This window comes from Aestuariivirga litoralis (assembly GCF_003234965.1).
GTDB classification, from domain to species: domain Bacteria; phylum Pseudomonadota; class Alphaproteobacteria; order Rhizobiales; family Aestuariivirgaceae; genus Aestuariivirga; species Aestuariivirga litoralis.
The window spans coordinates 351,739-369,842 of record NZ_QKVK01000001.1; the positions used below are offsets into that span (position 1 = coordinate 351,739).

The window sequence follows — 18,104 nt, forward strand, 5'->3', positions numbered from 1 at the left end:
ATGAAGCCCACGGCCGCCGCCCTCGCCCTGCTGCTCCTCGCTACCCCGGCGGGTGCCGCAACCGTCGCCGAGGTGCAGCAGGCCTATGACGCGGCCGACTTCGCCACTGCCTTCACCGAGGTGCGGCCGCTGGCCGATGCGGGCGACGTGGCGGCCATGCGCCTCCTTGGCCTCATGTATCGCAACGGCCAGGGCGTGGCCGCCGACACGGACACCGCCATCGGCTGGCTCACCAGGGCCGCGGACCGGGAAGACGCCCAGGCGCAATATGCCCTCGCCATGATCTGGCTCGACCCGAAGGACTCGCGCTTCGACTTCACCAAGGGGCAGGCCCTGCTGCGCAAGGCGGCAGATGCGGGGATCGCCGATGCCCAGTTCAACCTGGGCCTCATCTCCTCCGGCGCCTTCAGCAACCCGGTGGATTACGTCAATGCCGCAGGCTGGTTCCAGAAGGCGGCGGACCAGGGCCACGTGGCCGCGCAATACAATCTCGGCGTCCTCTATCTCGAAGGCCAGGGCGTGGCCAGGGACCCGGTGAAGGCCGCCGCCCTCATCGGCGCCGCCGCCGACAAGGGCAACCCCGACGCCATGCTGGATTACGGCGTGCTCGTCTTCCGTGGCGAGGGCGTGCAGCAGGACGAGAAGATCGGCGCGCAGTGGCTGGTGCTGTCCGCCAGGCGCGGCAACCCGATCGCCCAGAACCGCGCGGCGCGCCTCTATCTCTTCGGCAAGGGGGTCGCGGCAGACCCCGTCGAAGCCATGAAATGGAATATCCTCGCAGCGAAGGGCGGCCGCGGCGACGCCGAGCTGGACTCGCTGCTGGCCAAGCTCACCGAAGCCCAGAAGCAGGAGGCCCAGGCGCGGGCCGATGCCTTCACCCCCGTCGCCACGAAGTAGCGCCAACACGCCGCCGCCGCCTCCGGCCCCCGCCGGACGCCGGACCTTCGCGGACCGGGAAAAATCGGATTCACCATGTCAATCAGCAGCAGGCACGTTCCGCCTGCCGTCTAGCACATCTAGGAATTAAAGTCAAGGATTATTTTCCGTAACCCGGACAGGCCCGGCAGTCCTCAGGCGAAGCGCTCCGGCGAGATCTCCGCCAGTACCAGCCCCTCGTCCATGATGTCGGCCGGCGGCGCCTCGCCGCGCACCAGCGCTGCCGCAAGGCGCGACAGCGCGGGCGAGGACTGGATGCCATAGCCGCCCTGCCCGATCAGCCAGAAGAAGCCGTCGTTCCTGTTGTCATAGCCCACCACCGGGCAGCCATCGGGCGCGAAGGAGCGCAAGCCCCCCCATGTGCGCTCAACCCGCGTCACCTCGTAGTTCACCGCCTCCTGGAAGCGCGCGATGCCCTCGGCCAGCGTCATGTCGTCGGCATAGGCGTCATGCGGGTCCACCGGCGTCGCCTCGGCGGGCGAGATCAGCAGCTTGCCCGATTGCGGTTTGCAGTACCATGTCTCGCCCACGTCGCCGACCATCGGCCACCTCATGAAGTCCTCGCCCTCGGGGCCGGGCACCACCGCCATGGAGCGGCGCTTGGGCTGCAGCCCGATCTTCTTCCGCCCCGCCATCTCCGCCACCACGTCACCCCAGGCGCCCGCGGCATCGACGATGATCCGTGCCCGGAGCGTTTCGGACTTGGTGCGCACCGTCCAGCCGCCGTTCTTCTCCAGCGCGGTCACCGCATGCTCGCAGTGCATCTCGCCGCCGTTCTGGCGGAACAGCTTCAGGTAGTGCTGGTGCAGGGCGTCGACGTCGATATCGGCGGTGTGCGCGTCGAGCACCGCCCAGCGCGCATAGCCATCCTGCAGGAAGGGAAAGCGGCGCTTGGCCTCCGCCACCGAAATCTCCTCCATGCCCTTCTGCAGGCCCATCAGGCGCTGGAACTGCGCCTCCTGCTCCGGTGGCGCAAAGAAGATGGTGTCGCGCTTGGCGAGGAAGCCGCCAGCCCAGAACTCCGGCCCCGCGGCGCGCGTCAGCGCCAGCATGGGCGGCGAGCCGTAATTGGGCTCATACATGGCCGCCGAGCGCCCGGTGGTGTGGTAGCCCGGCCGGTCCTCCATCTCGCAGATGGCCACACGGTGCGTGGCCGCCAGGTGTGCCGCGGCGGAGGCCCCGGCAATGCCGGCGCCGATGACGATGACGTCGAAATCCTTGCTCATGGCTCCAGTTAAGCCGGGCGCTGGTACTTGCGCAAGAACGTCCCGCCGTATCATCATGCCAGCCATGACGAACGTGACGCTGCATTTCCCCGAGGACGAGTATCGCCGGCGCATCGCCAAGGCGCGCAAGGCCATGGAGGCGAAGGGGCTGGACCTCATCCTCGTCTCCGACCCCTCCAACATGGCCTGGCTCACGGGCTACGATGGCTGGTCCTTCTATGTCCACCAGGGCGTGCTCCTGTCGCTTGAGGGCGAACCTGTCTGGTGGGGCCGCGGCATGGACGCGCAAGGCGCCAAGCGCACCGTCTTCATGCACCACGACAACATCGTCGGTTACGACGACACCTACGTGCAGAACCCGCTGAAGCACCCGATGAAGCAGCTGGCGCAGGTGATCCGCGAGCGCGGCTGGGACCAGGGCCGCATCGGCGTCGAGATGGACAATTACTGGTTCTCGGCCTCGGCCTGGGAAACGCTGCGCAGCCAGCTCGATACCGCCTCCTTCGTCGACGCGACGGGCCTCGTCAACTGGCAGCGCATGGTCAAGTCGGACCACGAGGTGGCCTTCATCCGCCGCGCGGCGGCCATCGTCGACGCCATGCATGCCAGGGTGATCGAGCTCGTCGAGCCCGGCCTGCCGAAGAACGTGCTGGTGGCCGAGATCCAGAAGCAGGCGGCACTCGGTGCCAATGGCCACTGGGGCGACTATTGCGCCATCGTGCCGATGCTGCCGTCGGGGCTTGATGCCACGGCGCCGCACCTCACCTGGGACGACCGGCCCTTCAACAACAACGAAGGCACCTTCTTCGAGCTCGGCGGCTGCTATCGCCGCTACCACGCGCCGCTGTCGCGCACCGTCTATCTCGGCACCCCGCCGCAGAAGTTCCTCGATGCCGAAAGTGCCGTGTCGGAGGCAACCGAGGCGGGGCTCGAGAAGTGCCGGCCCGGCATCACCTGCGGCGAGGTGGCGGAGGCCTTCTTCGGCACGCTGCAGAAGCGCGGCTTCCACAAGGATTCGCGTGCCGGCTATTCGATCGGCCTGTCCTACCCGCCGGACTGGGGCGAGCGCACGCTGTCGATCCGCCGCGGCGACAGGACGGTGCTGGAGCCCAACATGACGCTGCATTTCATGCCCGCACTCTGGCTCGACGACGGCGGGCTGGAACTGTCGGAGTCCATTCTCATCACTCCCGGCGGCGTCGAATGCCTGTGCAGGACGCCGCGCAAGCTGGTCATCAAGAACTGAGGTCACACGATGAATGAGTTCAACAAGCCCCTGTCCGGGCTGGTCACGCCGCGCTTCGGCGCCATCGCCACCTTCATGCGCATGCCGCATGTCGACCTCGACCAGGCGCAGGGCATCGACATCGGCATGGTCGGCATCCCGTGGGACGGCGGCACCACCAACCGCCCGGGCCCGCGCCATGCGCCGCGCCAGATGCGCGATGCCTCCTCCATGGTGCGGCCCATGCACCAGACCTCGCATGTGGTGCCCTCGCAGCTCGCCAACATCGCCGATCTCGGCGACTGCCCGGTGAACCCGGCCGACGTGATGGACGGCCTGAAGCGGGTCGAGACCTATTTCAAGAAGCTCGTCGCCAAGGGCATCCGCCCGCTCTCGGCGGGGGGCGATCATCTCTGCTCGCTCCCCGTGCTGCGCGCCGTGGGCGAGAAGGAGCCGGTGGGCATGATCCATTTCGATGCCCACACGGATCTCTATGACGGCTACTTCGGCGGCTTCAAATACACCCACGGCACGCCCTTCCGCCGCGCCATCGAGGAAGGCGTGCTCGACCCGAAGCGCACCATCCAGATCGGCCTGCGCGGCTCGATGTACGACCTCGATGATTTCGCATGGGGCGAGAAGATGGGTGTCCGCCTCGTGCGCATCGAGGAGGCGATGGAGAAGGGCCCCAAGGCCATCATGGCCGAGGCCCGCAGGATCGTCGGCGATGGCCCAACCTATGTGAGCTTCGACATCGACTGCCTCGACCCGGCCTATGCGCCGGGCACCGGCACGCCGGAGATCGGCGGCTTCACCACTTTCCAGGCGCAGCAGATGCTGCGCGAGATGCGGGGCCTGCACATCGTCGGTGGCGACGTGGTGGAGGTGTCGCCGCCGTTTGATCCGTCAGGGGTGACGGCCCATGCGGGCGTGACCATGATGTTCGAGATCCTGTGCCCGATGGCGGAGGACGTGGCGAAGGGACGATCGAAATAATTCTCTATGCCGTCATCCCGGCGAAAGCCGGGACCCAGCTTTCTTTCCATGCATGCTGAACCAAAGCTGGGCCCCGGCTTTCGCCGGGGTGACGGGACTTAGGGGCGCCGCTTGAACGGCGCCATGCCCTCGCGCGCCAGTTCGTCGGCGCGCTCGTTCTCGTCATGGCCCGCGTGGCCCTTGACCCAGTGCCAGCTCACCTTGTGCAGCTTCAGCGCATCATCGAGGCGCTGCCAGAGTTCGGAATTCTTGACGGGCTTCTTGTCCGCAGTCTTCCAGCCGTTCTTCTTCCAGCCATGGATCCACTTGGTGATGCCGTCCTTCACGTACTGCGAATCGACATGCATCTCCACCTCGCAGGGGCGCTTCAGCGCCTCCAGCGCCGAGATGGCGCCCATCAGTTCCATGCGGTTGTTGGTGGTCTGGGCCTCGCCGCCGGAGAGTTCCTTGCGCGTGCCGTTGTAGTCGAGGATCACGCCCCAGCCGCCGGGGCCCGGATTGCCGGAGCAGGCTCCGTCCGTATGCACGATCACCTTGTTCGCGGTCATGGCGTGGCTGGTGCCTCGCGCAGTTCCCGCGGCAGCTTGAAGGAGACGTTCTCCTCGCGCAGCGTCACCGTCTCGACGGTGACGTCATAATGGGCGCGGAAGGCATCGATGATCTCGTTCACCAGCAGTTCCGGTGCGGAAGCCCCCGCCGTGATGCCGATGGTGGAGAGACCCTGAAGGGTCGGCCAGTCGAGTTCGGAGGCGCGCTGGACCAGCATCGAGCGCGGCGTGCCCTCGCGCTCGCCCACCTCGACGAGGCGGCGCGAGTTCGAGGAATTGGGAGCACCCACCACGAGAAGCAGGTCCACCTTGGGTGCAATGGCCTTCACCGCTTCCTGCCGGTTGGTGGTGGCGTAGCAGATGTCTTCCTTGTAGGGGCCCTTGATGGCGGGGAAGCGGGCCTGCAGGGCTGCGATCACGTCCCTGGTGTCGTCGACCGAAAGCGTGGTCTGGGTGACGTAGGCGAGCTTCTGCGGGTCCTTCACCTGAAGCTTCGCGACATCCTCCGCCGTTTCGATCAGCACCACGGCGCCCGGCGGCAATTGCCCCATGGTGCCGATCACCTCCGGGTGGCCCTTGTGGCCGATGAGGATGATCTCGAAGCCCTCGGCATGGTGGCGCTGCGCCTCCATGTGCACCTTGGTGACGAGCGGGCAGGTGGCATCGAGCTGGAACATGTGGCGTGCCGTCGCGGCGGCGGGCACCGACTTCGGCACGCCATGGGCGGAGAACACCACCGGCCGGTCGCCGTCGGGGATCTGGTCGAGCTCCTCGACGAAGATGGCGCCCTTGGCCTTCAGGTCATCGACCACGAACTTGTTGTGCACGATCTCGTGGCGCACATAGACCGGTGCACCGTAAAGCTGCAGCGCCCGTTCCACGATGTCGATCGCCCGCACCACGCCCGCACAGAAACCGCGCGGGGCCGCGAGCAGGACTTTGAGAGGGGGCTTCGTCATGGCCAACAGATGCGGGGGGAGGCGGGCGATGTCAACCATCTGTGCTTGACGCCCCCGCAGGCTCCCCCTCAAATCGCCCCATGACCGAAACCCGCGCCGAAATCCGCCTGCCCACGCATGAACTCCGCGACGACCTGCCCTTCTTCACGAAAACCCTGAAGATGCGGCTGGACATGATCTACCCGGCCGACAACCCCGAGATCGCCGTGCTCTCCGGCCATGGCCTCAGGCTGCGGATCGAGAAGGGGGCGGCGGAGCCGCCCGGCACGATCCGGATTCTCACCGAGGATCCGGACGGCTTCGCGGGCGGCCAGCGCGTGCTCACCGCCCCCAACGGCACCCTGGTCGAGATCGACGAACTGAACCCGCGGCTGGTGCTGCCGAAGACCGAGCATGCCTTCGTGGTCCGCCGCCTGGCCGATCAGGCGCCCTGGGTGATCGGGCGGGCGGGCATGCTCTACCGCGACCTCGTGCCATCGCGGCTGGGCGGCGCGATGATTGCCTCGCATATCCGCATCCCGGATGGCGGGCCGGTGCCGGACATGGTGCACTTCCACAAGGTCGGCTTCCAGCTGATCTTCTGCATCAAGGGCTGGGTGGACGTGGTCTACGAGGACCAGGGCGGGCCGATCCGGCTCACGGCGGGCGACTGCTTCATCCAGCCCCCCGAGATCCGCCACCGCGTGCTGGAGGCCAGCGACGGCATCGAGGTGATCGAGATCGGCGTCCCGGCGGAGCACGTCACCGAGATCGACCACCAGATGACACTGCCCACCGCACAGGTGAGGCCCGAGCGCGAATGGCAGGGCCAGCGCTTCGTCCACAATGTCGGGGCGAAGGGGGAATTCCGGACGTCGCGCCTGCCCGGCTTCCTGGCACGGGACACGACGATCAGCGAGAACACCAGGGGCGTCGCCTCGGTCCTCGTGCTCCGCCCCGATGGCGGCGAAACGCGCTGGACGCTGCACCACGGCGACATCCTGTTCACCTTCGTGATGAAGGGATCGATGGTGCTGGAGGGCGAGGGCAAGGAACCCTTCCCCCTGCAGGCAGGCGATGCCTTCGTCATCCCGCCCGGCCTCCGGACGCGCTATTCCGCAGCCTCCGGTGATCTCGAACTGCTGGAAGTCAGCCTGCCCGGTGTCTTTTCCACAGATCAGCTCTGACGTCAGGCCTGCTTGACTTGGGCGCGAATGAGCATAGGTTGCAACGCGTTCAGCACAGTGCCCTGTGCGGAAGAGACCGGGCCCAGCCCCGGCGCCGAAGGAGCAACCGCCCCGGAAACTCTCAGGCAAAAGGACCGGCAGGGCATAAGGTCGAACTCTGGAGAGCAGCGGGTTCACGACAGCGCCCGCTCACCGAAGGAGCAAGCATCCGGTGTCGGAGTGACCGGATGTGAAATCTCTCAGGTCTCGTACAGAGGGGGCAGATCCGGTTTCGCCGGGTCTGGCCATTCCTTGTCCGGAGACTTGAAGCATGAGCGAAGACGCTCCCAAACGAACATCCCTTTACGACGATCACGTGAGGCTGGGGGCCCGCATGGTGCCCTTCGCCGGCTATGACATGCCGGTGCAATACCCGTCCGGCATCCTCACCGAGCACAACTGGACGCGCGAGAATGCCGGCCTCTTCGACGTCTCCCACATGGGCCAGTGCCTGATCGAGGGCGCGGATTTCGACACCGTGGCGAAGGCCATGGAGGCGCTGGTGCCGGCGGACGTCACGAGCCTCAAGCCGCGCCAGCAGCGCTACTCGCAGTTCCTGAACGATGAGGGCGGCACGCTGGATGACCTGATGATCACCCGCCATGCCAAGGACGGAACGCTCTATGTCGTCGTCAATGCCGGCCGCAAGGAACACGATTACGCCTGGATGCAGAAGCACCTGCCATCCAACGTGACGCTCACGCGGCGCGACGATCTTTCGCTGGTGGCCCTGCAGGGCCCCAAGGCGGAGGAAGCACTGGCGAAGCTGGCGCCCGCGGTGACGGACATTCCCTTCATGCATTACGCCGATGTCGAGATCGGCGGCATCAGCGCCCAGGTCTCGCGCTCGGGCTATACCGGCGAGGATGGTTTCGAAATCTCGGTGGCGAATGCCGACGCCTCGAAACTGTGGAACCTGCTGCTCTCCGACCCGCTGGCGAAGCCCGTCGGCCTCGGCGCGCGTGATTCGCTCCGCCTGGAAGGCGGCCTCTGCCTCTATGGCCATGAGCTGGACGAGGCGACCTCGCCGGTCGAGGCCGATCTCGTCTGGTCGATCCAGAAGCGCCGCCGCAGCGAGGGCGGCTTCATCGGCGCAGCCCGCGTGCAGAAGGAGCTGGCCAGCGGCACGGCACGGAAGCGCGTCGGCATCCGGCCCGAGGGCCGTGCCCCGGCGCGTGACGGCACCGTCATTACCGATCAAGCCGGCCGCGAGATCGGCAAGGTCACGTCGGGCGGCTTCGGCCCCTCGGTCGGCGGGCCCATCGCCATGGGCTATGTCGAAACGGCAAGCGCCGCGCCGGGTACGAAAATCAATCTCGTCGTGCGCGGGCAACCCATGCCCGCCGCGATCGTCTCGCTTCCCTTCATCCCCAACCGCTTCAAACGCTAGGAGCCTCTCCACATGACCGCCAAGTACAGCAAGGACCATGAGTGGGTGATCGTCGAGAACGGCATCGCCACCATCGGCATCACCAACCACGCGCAGGAGCAGCTGGGTGACGTGGTGTTCATCGAACTCCCCGCCATCGGAAAGAAGGTCGCCGCCCACGAGCAGGCCGCCGTCGTCGAGAGCGTCAAGGCCGCGAGCGAGGTCTATGTGCCGGTCTCCGGCGAGGTCGTCGAGATCAACAAGGAGCTCGAAGGAGATCCCGCACTCGTCAACCGCGAGGCCGAGGGTAGTGCCTGGTTCATGAAGGTGAAGCTCTCCAACCCGTCCGAGCTCGACGAGCTGATGGACAAGGCCGCCTATGACAAGCTGGTGAACGGATAACGATCATGGCCACCCGCCTCACCTTCGCCGAGCTCGAACCCGGCGCGAACTTCATCGCCCGCCACATCGGGCCGGATGACACCGACACCGCCGAGATGCTGAGAAGCCTCGGCGCCAGGTCGCTCGAGGACTTCATCGCCAAGGTCGTGCCGGAGAATATCCGTGCCCGGCGTCCGCTGGCCCTGAAGAAGGCCATGCCGGAGCGGACTGCCCTGTCCTATCTCCGCAAGATGGCCGATCGCAACGACGTCTTCGTCTCGATGATCGGCATGGGCTACTACGGCACCGTCACGCCCAAGGTGATCCTGCGCAACGTGCTGGAGAACCCCGGCTGGTACACGGCCTATACGCCCTACCAGGCGGAGGTGAGCCAGGGCCGCCTCGAGGCGCTGCTGAACTACCAGCAGATGATCATCGACATGACGGGCCTCGAAATCGCCAATGCCTCGCTGCTCGACGAGAGCACGGCGGCGGCCGAGGCCATGAGCATGGCGAAGCGCGTGGTGAAGACCACGGCCAACGCCTTCTTCGTCGACAGGGACACGCACCCGCAGACCATCGGCGTGATCGAGACCCGGGCCCGCGCCTTCGGCTATGACGTCGTCATCGGCGATCCGATGAAGGACCTGAAGCCGGAGACTGTCTTCGCCGCCCTTCTCTCCTACCCCGGCTCCTCGGGCGAGGTGCGCGACTTCCGCGGCGTGATTTCGAAGCTCCATGGCGCAGGCGCCTTGGCCATCATGGCCACCGACCTCCTGGCACTCGCACTGCTGACGCCGCCCGGTGAACTCGGCGCCGACATCGCCATCGGCTCGGCCCAGCGCTTCGGCGTGCCCATGGGCTATGGCGGCCCGCATGCCGCCTTCTTTGCGACGAGGGACGAATACAAGCGCTCGATGCCGGGCCGCGTCATCGGCGTCTCGGTCGATGCCGAGGGCCACCGGGCGCTGCGCATGGCGCTGCAGACGCGCGAGCAGCACATCCGCCGCGAGAAGGCGACGAGCAACATCTGCACCGCGCAGGTACTGCTCGCCGTCATCGCCGCCATGTTCGCCATCTACAACGGCCCCAAGGGCATCCGGAAGATGGCCGAACGCACCCACCGCATGGCGGAAATCTTCGCCGCCGCGGTGACGAGCTACGGCTATGAGGTGGTGACCAGGAGCTACTTCGACACGGTGACCATCCATGCCCCGGGCCGGGCGCACGCGCTGTGGGCCAAGGCCAAGGAGAAGCGCATCAACCTGCGCTTCGTCGATGCCGATCACCTGGGGGTCTCCTTCGACCAGTCGGTGCGCCGGCAGGAACTCGAACGGCTCCTGACCGTGTTCAGGACCGATGCGCTGGAGAAGGCGTCGATCGACGAGATCGACAAGGGCGTGAAGGAAACGATCCCCGAGCCGCTGCGCCGCACGTCCAGCTATCTCACGCACCCGGTCTTCTCGATGTATCATTCGGAAACCGAGATGCTGCGCTACCTGCGCCACCTGCAGGTGAAGGACGTGGCGCTCGACCAGGCGATGATCCCGCTCGGCTCCTGCACCATGAAGCTCAATGCCACGACGGAGATGATCCCCGTCACCTGGCGCAGCTTCTCGATGCTGCATCCCTTCGCGCCCCTCGAGCAGGCGCAGGGCTACATGCAGCTCTTCGAAGAGCTGGAAGAGATGCTGGCGGAGATCACCGGCTTCGACGCCGTGTCGCTGCAGCCCAATGCCGGAAGCCAGGGCGAATATGCGGGGCTTCTCGCCATTCGCGGCTATCACCGGTCGCGCGGCGACACGCAGCGCGACGTCTGCCTGATCCCCGTCTCGGCGCACGGCACCAATCCGGCCTCGGCCGTGATGGCGGGCATGAAGGTGGTGGTCGTGGCCTGCGACGAGCATGGTAACGTCGATGTCGCGGACCTGAAGAAGAAGGCCGAGGAGCACAAGGATCACCTCGCGGCGCTGATGATCACCTACCCGTCGACCCATGGCGTGTTCGAGACGGCGATCAAGGAGATCACCGGGATCGTCCATGCCAATGGCGGCCAGGTCTATCTCGACGGCGCCAACCTCAATGCGCAGGTCGGCCTCGTCAGGCCGGCGGAGCTTGGGGCGGATGTCTGCCACATGAACCTGCACAAGACCTTCTGCATTCCGCATGGCGGCGGCGGGCCGGGCATGGGGCCGATAGGCGTCAAGGCGCACCTGGCGCCCTTCCTGCCGGGCCATGGCGTGGTCACGGGTGTGAACCCCGCGGCAGGCAAGGACCAGTCGCAGGGCGCGGTCTCTGCCGCACCCTGGGGCTCGGCCTCGATCCTGCCGATCTCCTGGACCTACATCGCCATGATGGGCGGCGAAGGGCTGACCCGGGCGACGATGATGGCGATCCTCAACGCCAACTACATCGCCAGGAGGCTCGATCCGCATTTCCCGGTGCTCTACAAGGGCCCCGGCGGCTTCGTGGCGCATGAGTGCATCATCGACCTGCGCTGGCTGAAGGAGCGCACGGGCCTGTCGGTCGAGGACGTGGCCAAGCGCCTCGTCGACTATGGCTTCCACGCCCCCACCATGTCCTTCCCCGTGCCGGACACGCTGATGATCGAGCCGACGGAGTCCGAGTCGAAGCGCGAGCTCGACCGCTTCTGCGACGCAATGATCGAGATCAGGAAAGAGATCGCCGAGGTGGAAGAGGGGAAAGCCGACAAGCTCGACAACGTGCTGAAGAACGCGCCCCACACCCACCGCCTGCTGCTCGGCGACTGGAAGCACCCCTACTCGAAGGAGAAGGCCTTCTTCCCGCTGAAGGGGTACCCGAACGACAAGTACTGGCCGCCGGTGGCGCGGGTGGACAATGTCTTCGGCGACCGCAACCTCGTCTGCACCTGCCCGCCCATGGCGAACTACATGGAGGCGGCGGAGTAGGCTCCCTCAAGCTCCGTCATCCCGGCTTTCGCCGGGGTGACGGTCAGGGGGATGCACCATCTCGCCGCGGCCCGCGTGAGGACCAGCGCGCGCCTCACACGTCCTTGGCCATGTCGCGGAGCTTGAACTTCTGGATCTTGCCCGTGCTGGTCTTCGGCAGTTCGGTGAACACCACGTACTTCGGCGCCTTGAAATGGGCCAGTCCCTCGCGGCACCACGCGATGATCTCTTCCGTCGTGGCCTGCTTGCCGGGCCTCAGTTCGACGAAGGCGCAAGGTGTTTCGCCCCACTTCTCGTCGGGCCGCGCCACCACGGCGGCCGCCTGGATCGCCGGGTGCTTGTAGAGCACGTCCTCCACCTCGATCGAGGAGATGTTCTCGCCACCCGAGATGATGATGTCCTTCGAGCGGTCCTTCAGCTGGATATAGCCATCGGGGTGCAGCACGCCGAGGTCGCCCGAATGGAACCAGCCGCCGCGGAAGGCCTCGGCCGAAGCCTTCGGGTTCTTGAGGTAGCCCTTCATCACGATATTGCCGCGGAACATCACCTCGCCCATGGTCTCGCCATCGGCCGGCACGCGCTGCATGGTTTCGGGGTCCATCACGGTCAGGTCCTCGAGCGCGTGGTAGCGCACACCCTGCCGCGCCTTCTTCTGCGCGCGCTTCGGCCCATCGAGAAGGTTCCAGTCATCCTTCCAGTCATTGACCACGGCAGGGCCATAGGTCTCGGTGAGGCCATAGAGATGCGTGACGTTGAAGCCCTGTTCCGACATGGCCGCCAGCACCGCCTCCGGCGGCGGGGCCGCGGCGGTGAAGAACTCGACCTTCTGCGACAGCACCCGCTTGTCCTCCGCCGGTGCGTTGAGGATCGTCGACATCACGATGGGCGCCCCGCAGAGATGGGTGACCTTGTGTTCGGACAGCGCCTCCCAGATCAACTTCGGCCGCACCCAGCGCAGCGTCACATGCGTGCCGCCGACGACCGAGAGAGACCACGGGAAGCACCAGCCGTTGCAGTGGAACATCGGCAGCGTCCAGAGATAGACCGGATGCTTGGGCATCGACGCGGTGAGCACGTTGCCCTGTGCCAGGAGATAGGCGCCGCGGTGGTGATAGACCACGCCCTTCGGATTGCCCGTCGTGCCGGAGGTATAGTTGAGCGAGATCGCCTCCCACTCATCAGCCGGCCACAGCCACGCGAAGGAGGCGTCGCCGCTCGCCACGAACTGCTCGTAGTCGATCGCGCCCACGCGCTCGCCGTCGACCGGGAATTCGGGGTCGACATAGTCGATGACGATCGGGTGCTGGCCCTCCATCAGGGCCAGCGCATCCCTGGCGAGCTTCGAGAATTCCTTGTCGACGATCAGCACCTTCGCCTCGGCGTGGCCGAGCGAGAAGGCGATGGTGGGCGCATCGAGCCTAGTGTTCAGCGTGTTCAGCACCGCCCCCGTCATCGGCACGCCGTAATGGCATTCGAGCATGGCGGGCGTGTTGGCGAGCAGCACGGACACCGTCTCGCCCTTCCTGATACCCGCCTTGGCGAGCGACGAGGCCAGCTGGCGGCAGCGCGCATAGAACTGCGCATAGGTGGTGCGCTGGCGGCCATGGATGATTGCCGCCTGGTCCGGATAGACGGCGGCCGAGCGCGCGAGGAAGGTCAGCGGCGTCAGCGGCTGGTAATTGGCGGGGTTCTTGTCGAGGTCGGTCTCGTAGGCGGACATCCGGGCACCCTTCGGCTGGTTCGGCGACAGTTCTAACCCTTTCCAATCCGCCGTCAAAGCCGGGCGGGGCCACCCGGCACGCGACCAATTGCTAACTCGATTCCGCCCGCCCGGCGGCGGATAAAGACGCCAAATTCCGCCCCAGGGAGGGAGCCAGAATGAGCCGCTATCACGAGACCTATGCCGCCTGGAAACAGGACCCCGCCGGCTTCTGGGCGGGCGCCGCCGGGGGCGTGGACTGGGTGAAGCCCTGGACCGACGTCTATGCCAGGGTCGATGGCCTCGACCGCTGGTTCGTGGGCGCCGAGCTCAACACCTGCTGGAACGCGGTGGACCGCCACGTGAAGGCGGGCAACGGCGAGCGCCTCGCCGTCATCTATGACAGCCCGATCACCGGTGCCAAGGCCACGTATACCTACAACCAGCTCCTCGACGAGGTGGCGACGCTGGCCGCAGCCCTGGAGGATCTCGGTGTCCGCAAGGGTGACCGCATCATCCTCTACATGCCGATGATCCCGCAGGCGCTCTTCGCCATGCTTGCCTGCGCGCGCCTCGGCGCCATCCACTCCGTCGTCTTCGGCGGCTTCGCGCCGCCGGAGCTCGCCACCCGCATCAATGATTCGAAGCCCAAGGTGATCATGACCGCCTCCTGCGGCATCGAGCCGGGCCGCGTCATCGCCTACAAGCCCCTGCTCGACCAGGCCCTCGACATCGCGGCGCACAAGGTCGAGGCCTGCGTCGTCTTCCAGCGCGAGCAGGTGCAGGCCGAGCTCAAGACCGGCCGCGACCATGACTGGGACGGCATCTGCCATGTCGCCCGGGGCTTCGGCCGCAAGGCCGACTGCGTGCCCGTCAAGGCCACCGACCCGCTCTACATCCTCTACACCTCCGGCACCACCGGCCAGCCCAAGGGTGTGGTGCGCGACAATGGCGGCCACGCGGTGGCAATGAAATGGTCGATGGACAATGTCTACGACATCAAGCCGGGCGAGGTGTTCTGGGCCGCGTCCGACGTGGGCTGGGTCGTCGGCCACAGCTACATCGTCTATGCGCCGCTGCTGCAGGGCGCCACCACCATCGTCTTCGAAGGGAAGCCCGTGGGCACGCCGGATGCCGGCACCTTCTGGCGCGTCATCGCGGACTATGGCGTCTCGGCGCTCTTCACCGCCCCCACCGCCTTCCGCGCCATCCGCAAGGAAGATCCGGATGGCAACTTCATTGGCAAATATGATCTGACGTCGCTCCGCACCCTGTTCCTCGCCGGCGAACGCGCCGACCCGGACACGGTGAAGTGGGCGGAGGAGATGCTCAAGGTCCCGGTCATCGATCACTGGTGGCAGACCGAAACCGGCTGGGCCATCGCCGGCAATCCGGTCGGCCTCGGCATGCTTCCCGTCAAGCACGGCTCGCCCACCGTGGCGATGCCGGGTTACGACATCCAGGTTCTCGACGAAGGCGGCCATGAAGTGCCGCGTGGGACACTGGGCGCCATCTGCGTGAAGCTGCCGCTGCCGCCCTCCTGCCTGCCCACCCTGTGGAACAACGACGAGCGTTTCCGCAAGAGTTACCTCTCGCACTTCCCCGGCTATTACGAGACGGCGGATGCGGGCTACATGGACGAGGACGGCTACCTCTACATCATGGCCCGCACCGACGACATCATCAACGTCGCCGGCCACCGCCTGTCGACGGGCGGCATGGAGGAAGTGCTCGCCGGCCACCCCAATGTCGCCGAGACGGCGGTGATCGGCATTGCCGACCAGCTCAAGGGCCAGGTGCCGGTGGGCTTCGTGGTGCTGAAATCCGGCGTGGCGCGTCCAGCTGCGGAGATCGAATCCGAATGCGTGAAGCGCATCCGCGAGAAGATCGGCGCGGTGGCGGCCTTGAAGACCGTTGTGGTCGTGCCGCGCCTTCCCAAGACGCGTTCCGGCAAGATCCTGCGCGCCACCATGCGCAAGATCGCCGACAAGGAAGAGTTCAAGACGCCAGCCACCATCGATGATCCGGCAATCCTCGACGAGATCCGCGCCGCGCTGGGCTCGAAGGGGATCGGCGTCTAGGCGTCCCGCACGTGCCGCAGCCGGGGCGGCGGCGATTGCTCCCCCGGCGGAAGCAGTCTCCTTCCCGCCTGCCCGATGACCGGGCGGGCGGAGCGGCCTAGATTGAGCTCCATCAGAGGAGTTCATCCATGACGCTTCCCGCCCTGTTCATCGCCCATGGCGCGCCGGACCTGCCGCTGTCCACCACCCCTGCCCGCGCCTTCACCCAGGATCTGGGCAAGCGCTTTCCGGGCGTGAGGGCGATCCTCGTCATCTCCGCCCATTGGGAAGCCCGCCTGCCAACCATCGGCACGGCAGCGGCACCCCCGACGATCCATGATTTCGGCGGCTTCGACGACCGGCTCTACAGCATGGCCTATCCAGCCCGCACATCGGCCGCGGTGGTGGCAGAGGTGGCGGATGCCCTGAAGGCGGCGGGCATCGCCTTCGCCGAGGACGCGCGGCGCGGCTATGACCATGGCGTGTGGATCCCGTTGATGCTGGCCTTCCCCAGGGCCGACGTGCCGGTCGTCCAGCTGTCGCTGCGCCATGGCGCGTCGGCGGCGGAGAACGTGGCGCTGGGCAAGGCGCTCGCGCCGTTGCGCGACAAGGGCGTGCTGATCGTCGGCTCCGGCGCCATCGTCCACAACCTGCGCGCCATCGCGCGGGAGGGCACGCCGGCGCCGGACTGGGCAAAGGCGGTCGATGATTACATCGTCACGGCCGTCGAGGCGGGCGACGAGGCGTCACTTCTGAGGGTCCTCGATACCCAGGGCGGGCGCATCGCGCATCCCACGCCCGAGCACCTGATGCCCCTCTTCGTGGCACTGGGGGCCGGCGGCGGCTCGGGCCATGCCATCCACCGCAGTTTCACCTGGGGCTCGATCAGCATGACGAGCTTCGCCTTCGGTGAAGAGAAAAAGGCGGCCTAGCTGCCGTGCAGCGGAGCCGGGCTGGGCGGCGCGCCGAGCTTCACGAAGACAAAGCCCTTCGCCTTGAGCGCCAGGATGCCCGTCACCACCCCGGCACCCGACGGGCGCTCCGGCTTGTTCACATGGGCGATGATCACGTCGCCGTCCTTCGCTGCGGCAAGGCGTTTCGCCACCGCTGCGGCCGGCAGCGTGGCCCCGTCATCGGCGCGGATCGTGTAGCCGGCGATGGCCTCGCCGAGGCCGCGGATCTCGGCCATGGCGGCCGTGTCATAGCGCCCCGTCGCGCCGCGGAACCACCGCGGCGCATGGCCGGTCGCCGCCAGGATGGCGTCCCGGCCGCCCTCCACCTCGGCCTTCACCAGTGCCGGGGAGCCCGCCGTGGCAAGGCCATAGACCTTCATCGGCACGCTGATGGCCGGCACGTGGCGCGCCCCGTGATTTTCGATCTGGAACAGGTCCGGATGGGCGAGCATCAGTTTCAGCGAGTCGCCGTTGCGCCGCAGCCAGCGGGCGGTGACGAACACGGTGGCGGGAATCCGGTTGGCGACCAGGGCCTCGAAAATCCGCTGGTCGGCCTTGCCGCTGCAGGCATCCAGCGTCAGCGCCACCTGCGGCTGCTGGTGGGCAGCGCCATGGGCAAGCCGCAGCCGCGGCTCGCTCAGCGGCGTGGCCGCGCCCGCCGCCAGGGCGGAGAGCAGCAGAATCGTTGCGGCAAGGAGCGGAGCGCGCGTCATGGCCCCCCCTTTGCACCCTGGCCGCGCCCCCGGCAAGCTCCCGCAGGGCGTGAAATTCGGGGATTGCGCCAGACGGCAGCCCCCTCTATATCTCACCCATCCCCAACAAGCTGTCGTAAAGACAGGGAACCTGAAACACCGGTTCTCAAGGAGTGAAGACCAATGTCCCGCACACCGCTGATGCCGAAGGCCACCGCCGTGTGGCTGGTCGAGAACACCGGCCTCACCTTCCGCCAGATCGCCGATTTCTGCCATCTCCACGAGCTCGAGGTGAAGGGCATTGCCGACGGCGACGTGGCGGCCGGCATCAAGGGCATGGACCCGATCACCGGCGGCCAGCTGACCCGCGAGGAAATCGAGAAGGGCGAGAAGGATTCCGAGTATCGCCTCAAGATCCTCGAGTCGAAGGTCAACATCCAGGTGCAGAAGTCGACCTCGGGCCCGCGCTACACGCCGGTGTCGCGCCGCGGCGACCGCCCGGACGCCATCGCCTGGCTCTTGCGCTACCACCCGGAACTGCCGGATTCGGCGGTGATGAAGCTCGTCGGCACGACGAAGTCGACCATCGCATCGGTGCGTGACCGCACCCATTGGAACGCCGGCAACATCAAGCCCGTCGACCCGGTGTCGCTCGGCATCTGCTCGCAGCTCGACCTCGACTTCGCGGTGCAGAAGGCGGCGCGCAAGGCGGGCAAGCCGGCAAATGAATCCGCGCCTGTCCGCACCCTCATTCCCGCCTCGGAAGTGGAAGGCACGGCGGCCCATGCCGCGGCTCACGCCGACGACGAGCCGACCTTCGCGCCCTCCGAGCCATCGCCGCGCGAGGCCGAGCCGCAGTATGACGCGGACTCGGTCTTCGCCAAGCTGAAGCCCCTGCGCCGCGGCCAGCAGGACGAGGAATAAG

Annotated in this window: 15 protein-coding genes and 2 riboswitches; of the genes, 10 read left to right on the top strand and 5 right to left on the bottom strand. The window is 66.8% G+C overall.

Features of this window, described 5'->3' with window-relative positions:
• Positions 1-897, top strand: a complete 897-nt coding sequence (locus tag DK847_RS01785; protein ID WP_111195892.1) for a tetratricopeptide repeat protein — start codon at positions 1-3, stop codon at positions 895-897.
• A gap of 173 nt (positions 898-1,070) precedes the next feature.
• Here the strand turns inward: DK847_RS01785 and DK847_RS01790 are convergent, their stop codons facing one another.
• Positions 1,071-2,162, bottom strand: coding sequence for an NAD(P)/FAD-dependent oxidoreductase (locus DK847_RS01790; protein ID WP_111195893.1), 1,092 nt, complete (start codon positions 2,160-2,162; stop codon positions 1,071-1,073).
• A 64-nt stretch (positions 2,163-2,226) separates the two neighbouring features.
• Here DK847_RS01790 and doeA point away from each other — a divergent pair, with 64 nt between their 5' ends.
• Together doeA and speB are read left to right on the top strand one after the other, a co-directional pair.
• The gene (gene doeA, locus DK847_RS01795) at positions 2,227-3,408 is read left to right on the top strand and encodes an ectoine hydrolase DoeA (RefSeq protein WP_111195894.1); all 1,182 of its coding nucleotides are present in this window, start codon (positions 2,227-2,229) and stop codon (positions 3,406-3,408) included.
• 9 nt (positions 3,409-3,417) lie between these two features.
• Positions 3,418-4,383 (top strand): agmatinase, encoded by a 966-nt coding sequence (gene speB / locus DK847_RS01800; RefSeq protein WP_111195895.1) that lies wholly within the window; start codon positions 3,418-3,420, stop codon positions 4,381-4,383.
• A gap of 98 nt (positions 4,384-4,481) precedes the next feature.
• Here speB and rnhA read toward each other — a convergent pair whose 3' ends face one another.
• Both rnhA and ispH read right to left on the bottom strand, forming a co-directional pair.
• Positions 4,482-4,931: a ribonuclease HI gene (rnhA, locus tag DK847_RS01805; protein WP_111195896.1), complete on the bottom strand. Its 450-nt coding sequence runs from the start codon at positions 4,929-4,931 to the stop codon at positions 4,482-4,484.
• A complete protein-coding gene (gene ispH, locus DK847_RS01810) occupies positions 4,928-5,890 on the bottom strand; it encodes a 4-hydroxy-3-methylbut-2-enyl diphosphate reductase (RefSeq protein WP_111196317.1) in 963 nt (320 codons plus the stop codon). Before ispH ends, rnhA begins: the two co-directional genes overlap by 4 nt.
• An 80-nt stretch (positions 5,891-5,970) precedes the next feature.
• On the opposite strand from ispH, the gene DK847_RS01815 reads away from it, so the two are divergent.
• The 4 genes from DK847_RS01815 to gcvP all read left to right on the top strand — a co-directional run bounded on the left by DK847_RS01815 (position 5,971) and on the right by gcvP (position 11,775).
• Entirely contained in the window at positions 5,971-7,056 is a 1,086-nt protein-coding gene (locus DK847_RS01815; protein ID WP_111195897.1) for a cupin domain-containing protein, read from the top strand.
• Positions 7,057-7,113: 57 nt separating this feature from the next.
• Positions 7,114-7,202, top strand: a riboswitch (glycine riboswitch).
• Position 7,203: 1 nt separating this feature from the next.
• Positions 7,204-7,320: riboswitch (glycine riboswitch) on the top strand.
• Positions 7,321-7,366: 46 nt separating this feature from the next.
• On the top strand, positions 7,367-8,485 hold the full coding sequence (gene gcvT, locus DK847_RS01820) for a glycine cleavage system aminomethyltransferase GcvT (RefSeq protein WP_111195898.1): 1,119 nt from the start codon (positions 7,367-7,369) through the stop codon (positions 8,483-8,485).
• A gap of 12 nt (positions 8,486-8,497) precedes the next feature.
• Positions 8,498-8,866 carry a glycine cleavage system protein GcvH gene (gene gcvH / locus DK847_RS01825; protein ID WP_111195899.1) on the top strand — a complete coding sequence of 123 codons (369 nt, stop codon included), beginning with the start codon at positions 8,498-8,500 and terminating at the stop codon, positions 8,864-8,866.
• Positions 8,867-8,871: 5 nt separating this feature from the next.
• Positions 8,872-11,775: an aminomethyl-transferring glycine dehydrogenase gene (gene gcvP, locus DK847_RS01830; RefSeq protein ID WP_111195900.1), complete on the top strand. Its 2,904-nt coding sequence runs from the start codon at positions 8,872-8,874 to the stop codon at positions 11,773-11,775.
• A gap of 94 nt (positions 11,776-11,869) precedes the next feature.
• Here the strand turns inward: gcvP and DK847_RS01835 are convergent, their stop codons facing one another.
• Entirely contained in the window at positions 11,870-13,495 is a 1,626-nt protein-coding gene (locus DK847_RS01835; RefSeq protein ID WP_111195901.1) for an acyl-CoA synthetase, read from the bottom strand.
• Positions 13,496-13,653: 158 nt separating this feature from the next.
• Between DK847_RS01835 and DK847_RS01840 the strand changes: the two genes are divergently transcribed.
• The gene (locus DK847_RS01840) at positions 13,654-15,555 is read left to right on the top strand and encodes a propionyl-CoA synthetase (RefSeq protein WP_111195902.1); all 1,902 of its coding nucleotides are present in this window, start codon (positions 13,654-13,656) and stop codon (positions 15,553-15,555) included.
• Between the two features lie 128 nt (positions 15,556-15,683).
• A complete protein-coding gene (locus DK847_RS01845) occupies positions 15,684-16,466 on the top strand; it encodes a DODA-type extradiol aromatic ring-opening family dioxygenase (RefSeq protein WP_111195903.1) in 783 nt (260 codons plus the stop codon).
• On the opposite strand, the gene DK847_RS01850 is transcribed toward DK847_RS01845, so the two are convergent.
• Entirely contained in the window at positions 16,463-17,200 is a 738-nt protein-coding gene (locus tag DK847_RS01850) for a polysaccharide deacetylase family protein (protein ID WP_111195904.1), read from the bottom strand. The two genes, DK847_RS01845 and DK847_RS01850, sit on opposite strands and share 4 nt — an antisense overlap.
• A 162-nt stretch (positions 17,201-17,362) precedes the next feature.
• Between DK847_RS01850 and DK847_RS01855 the strand changes: the two genes are divergently transcribed.
• Entirely contained in the window at positions 17,363-18,103 is a 741-nt protein-coding gene (locus tag DK847_RS01855; RefSeq protein WP_111195905.1) for a DUF1013 domain-containing protein, read from the top strand.
• Position 18,104 lies beyond the last annotated feature (1 nt).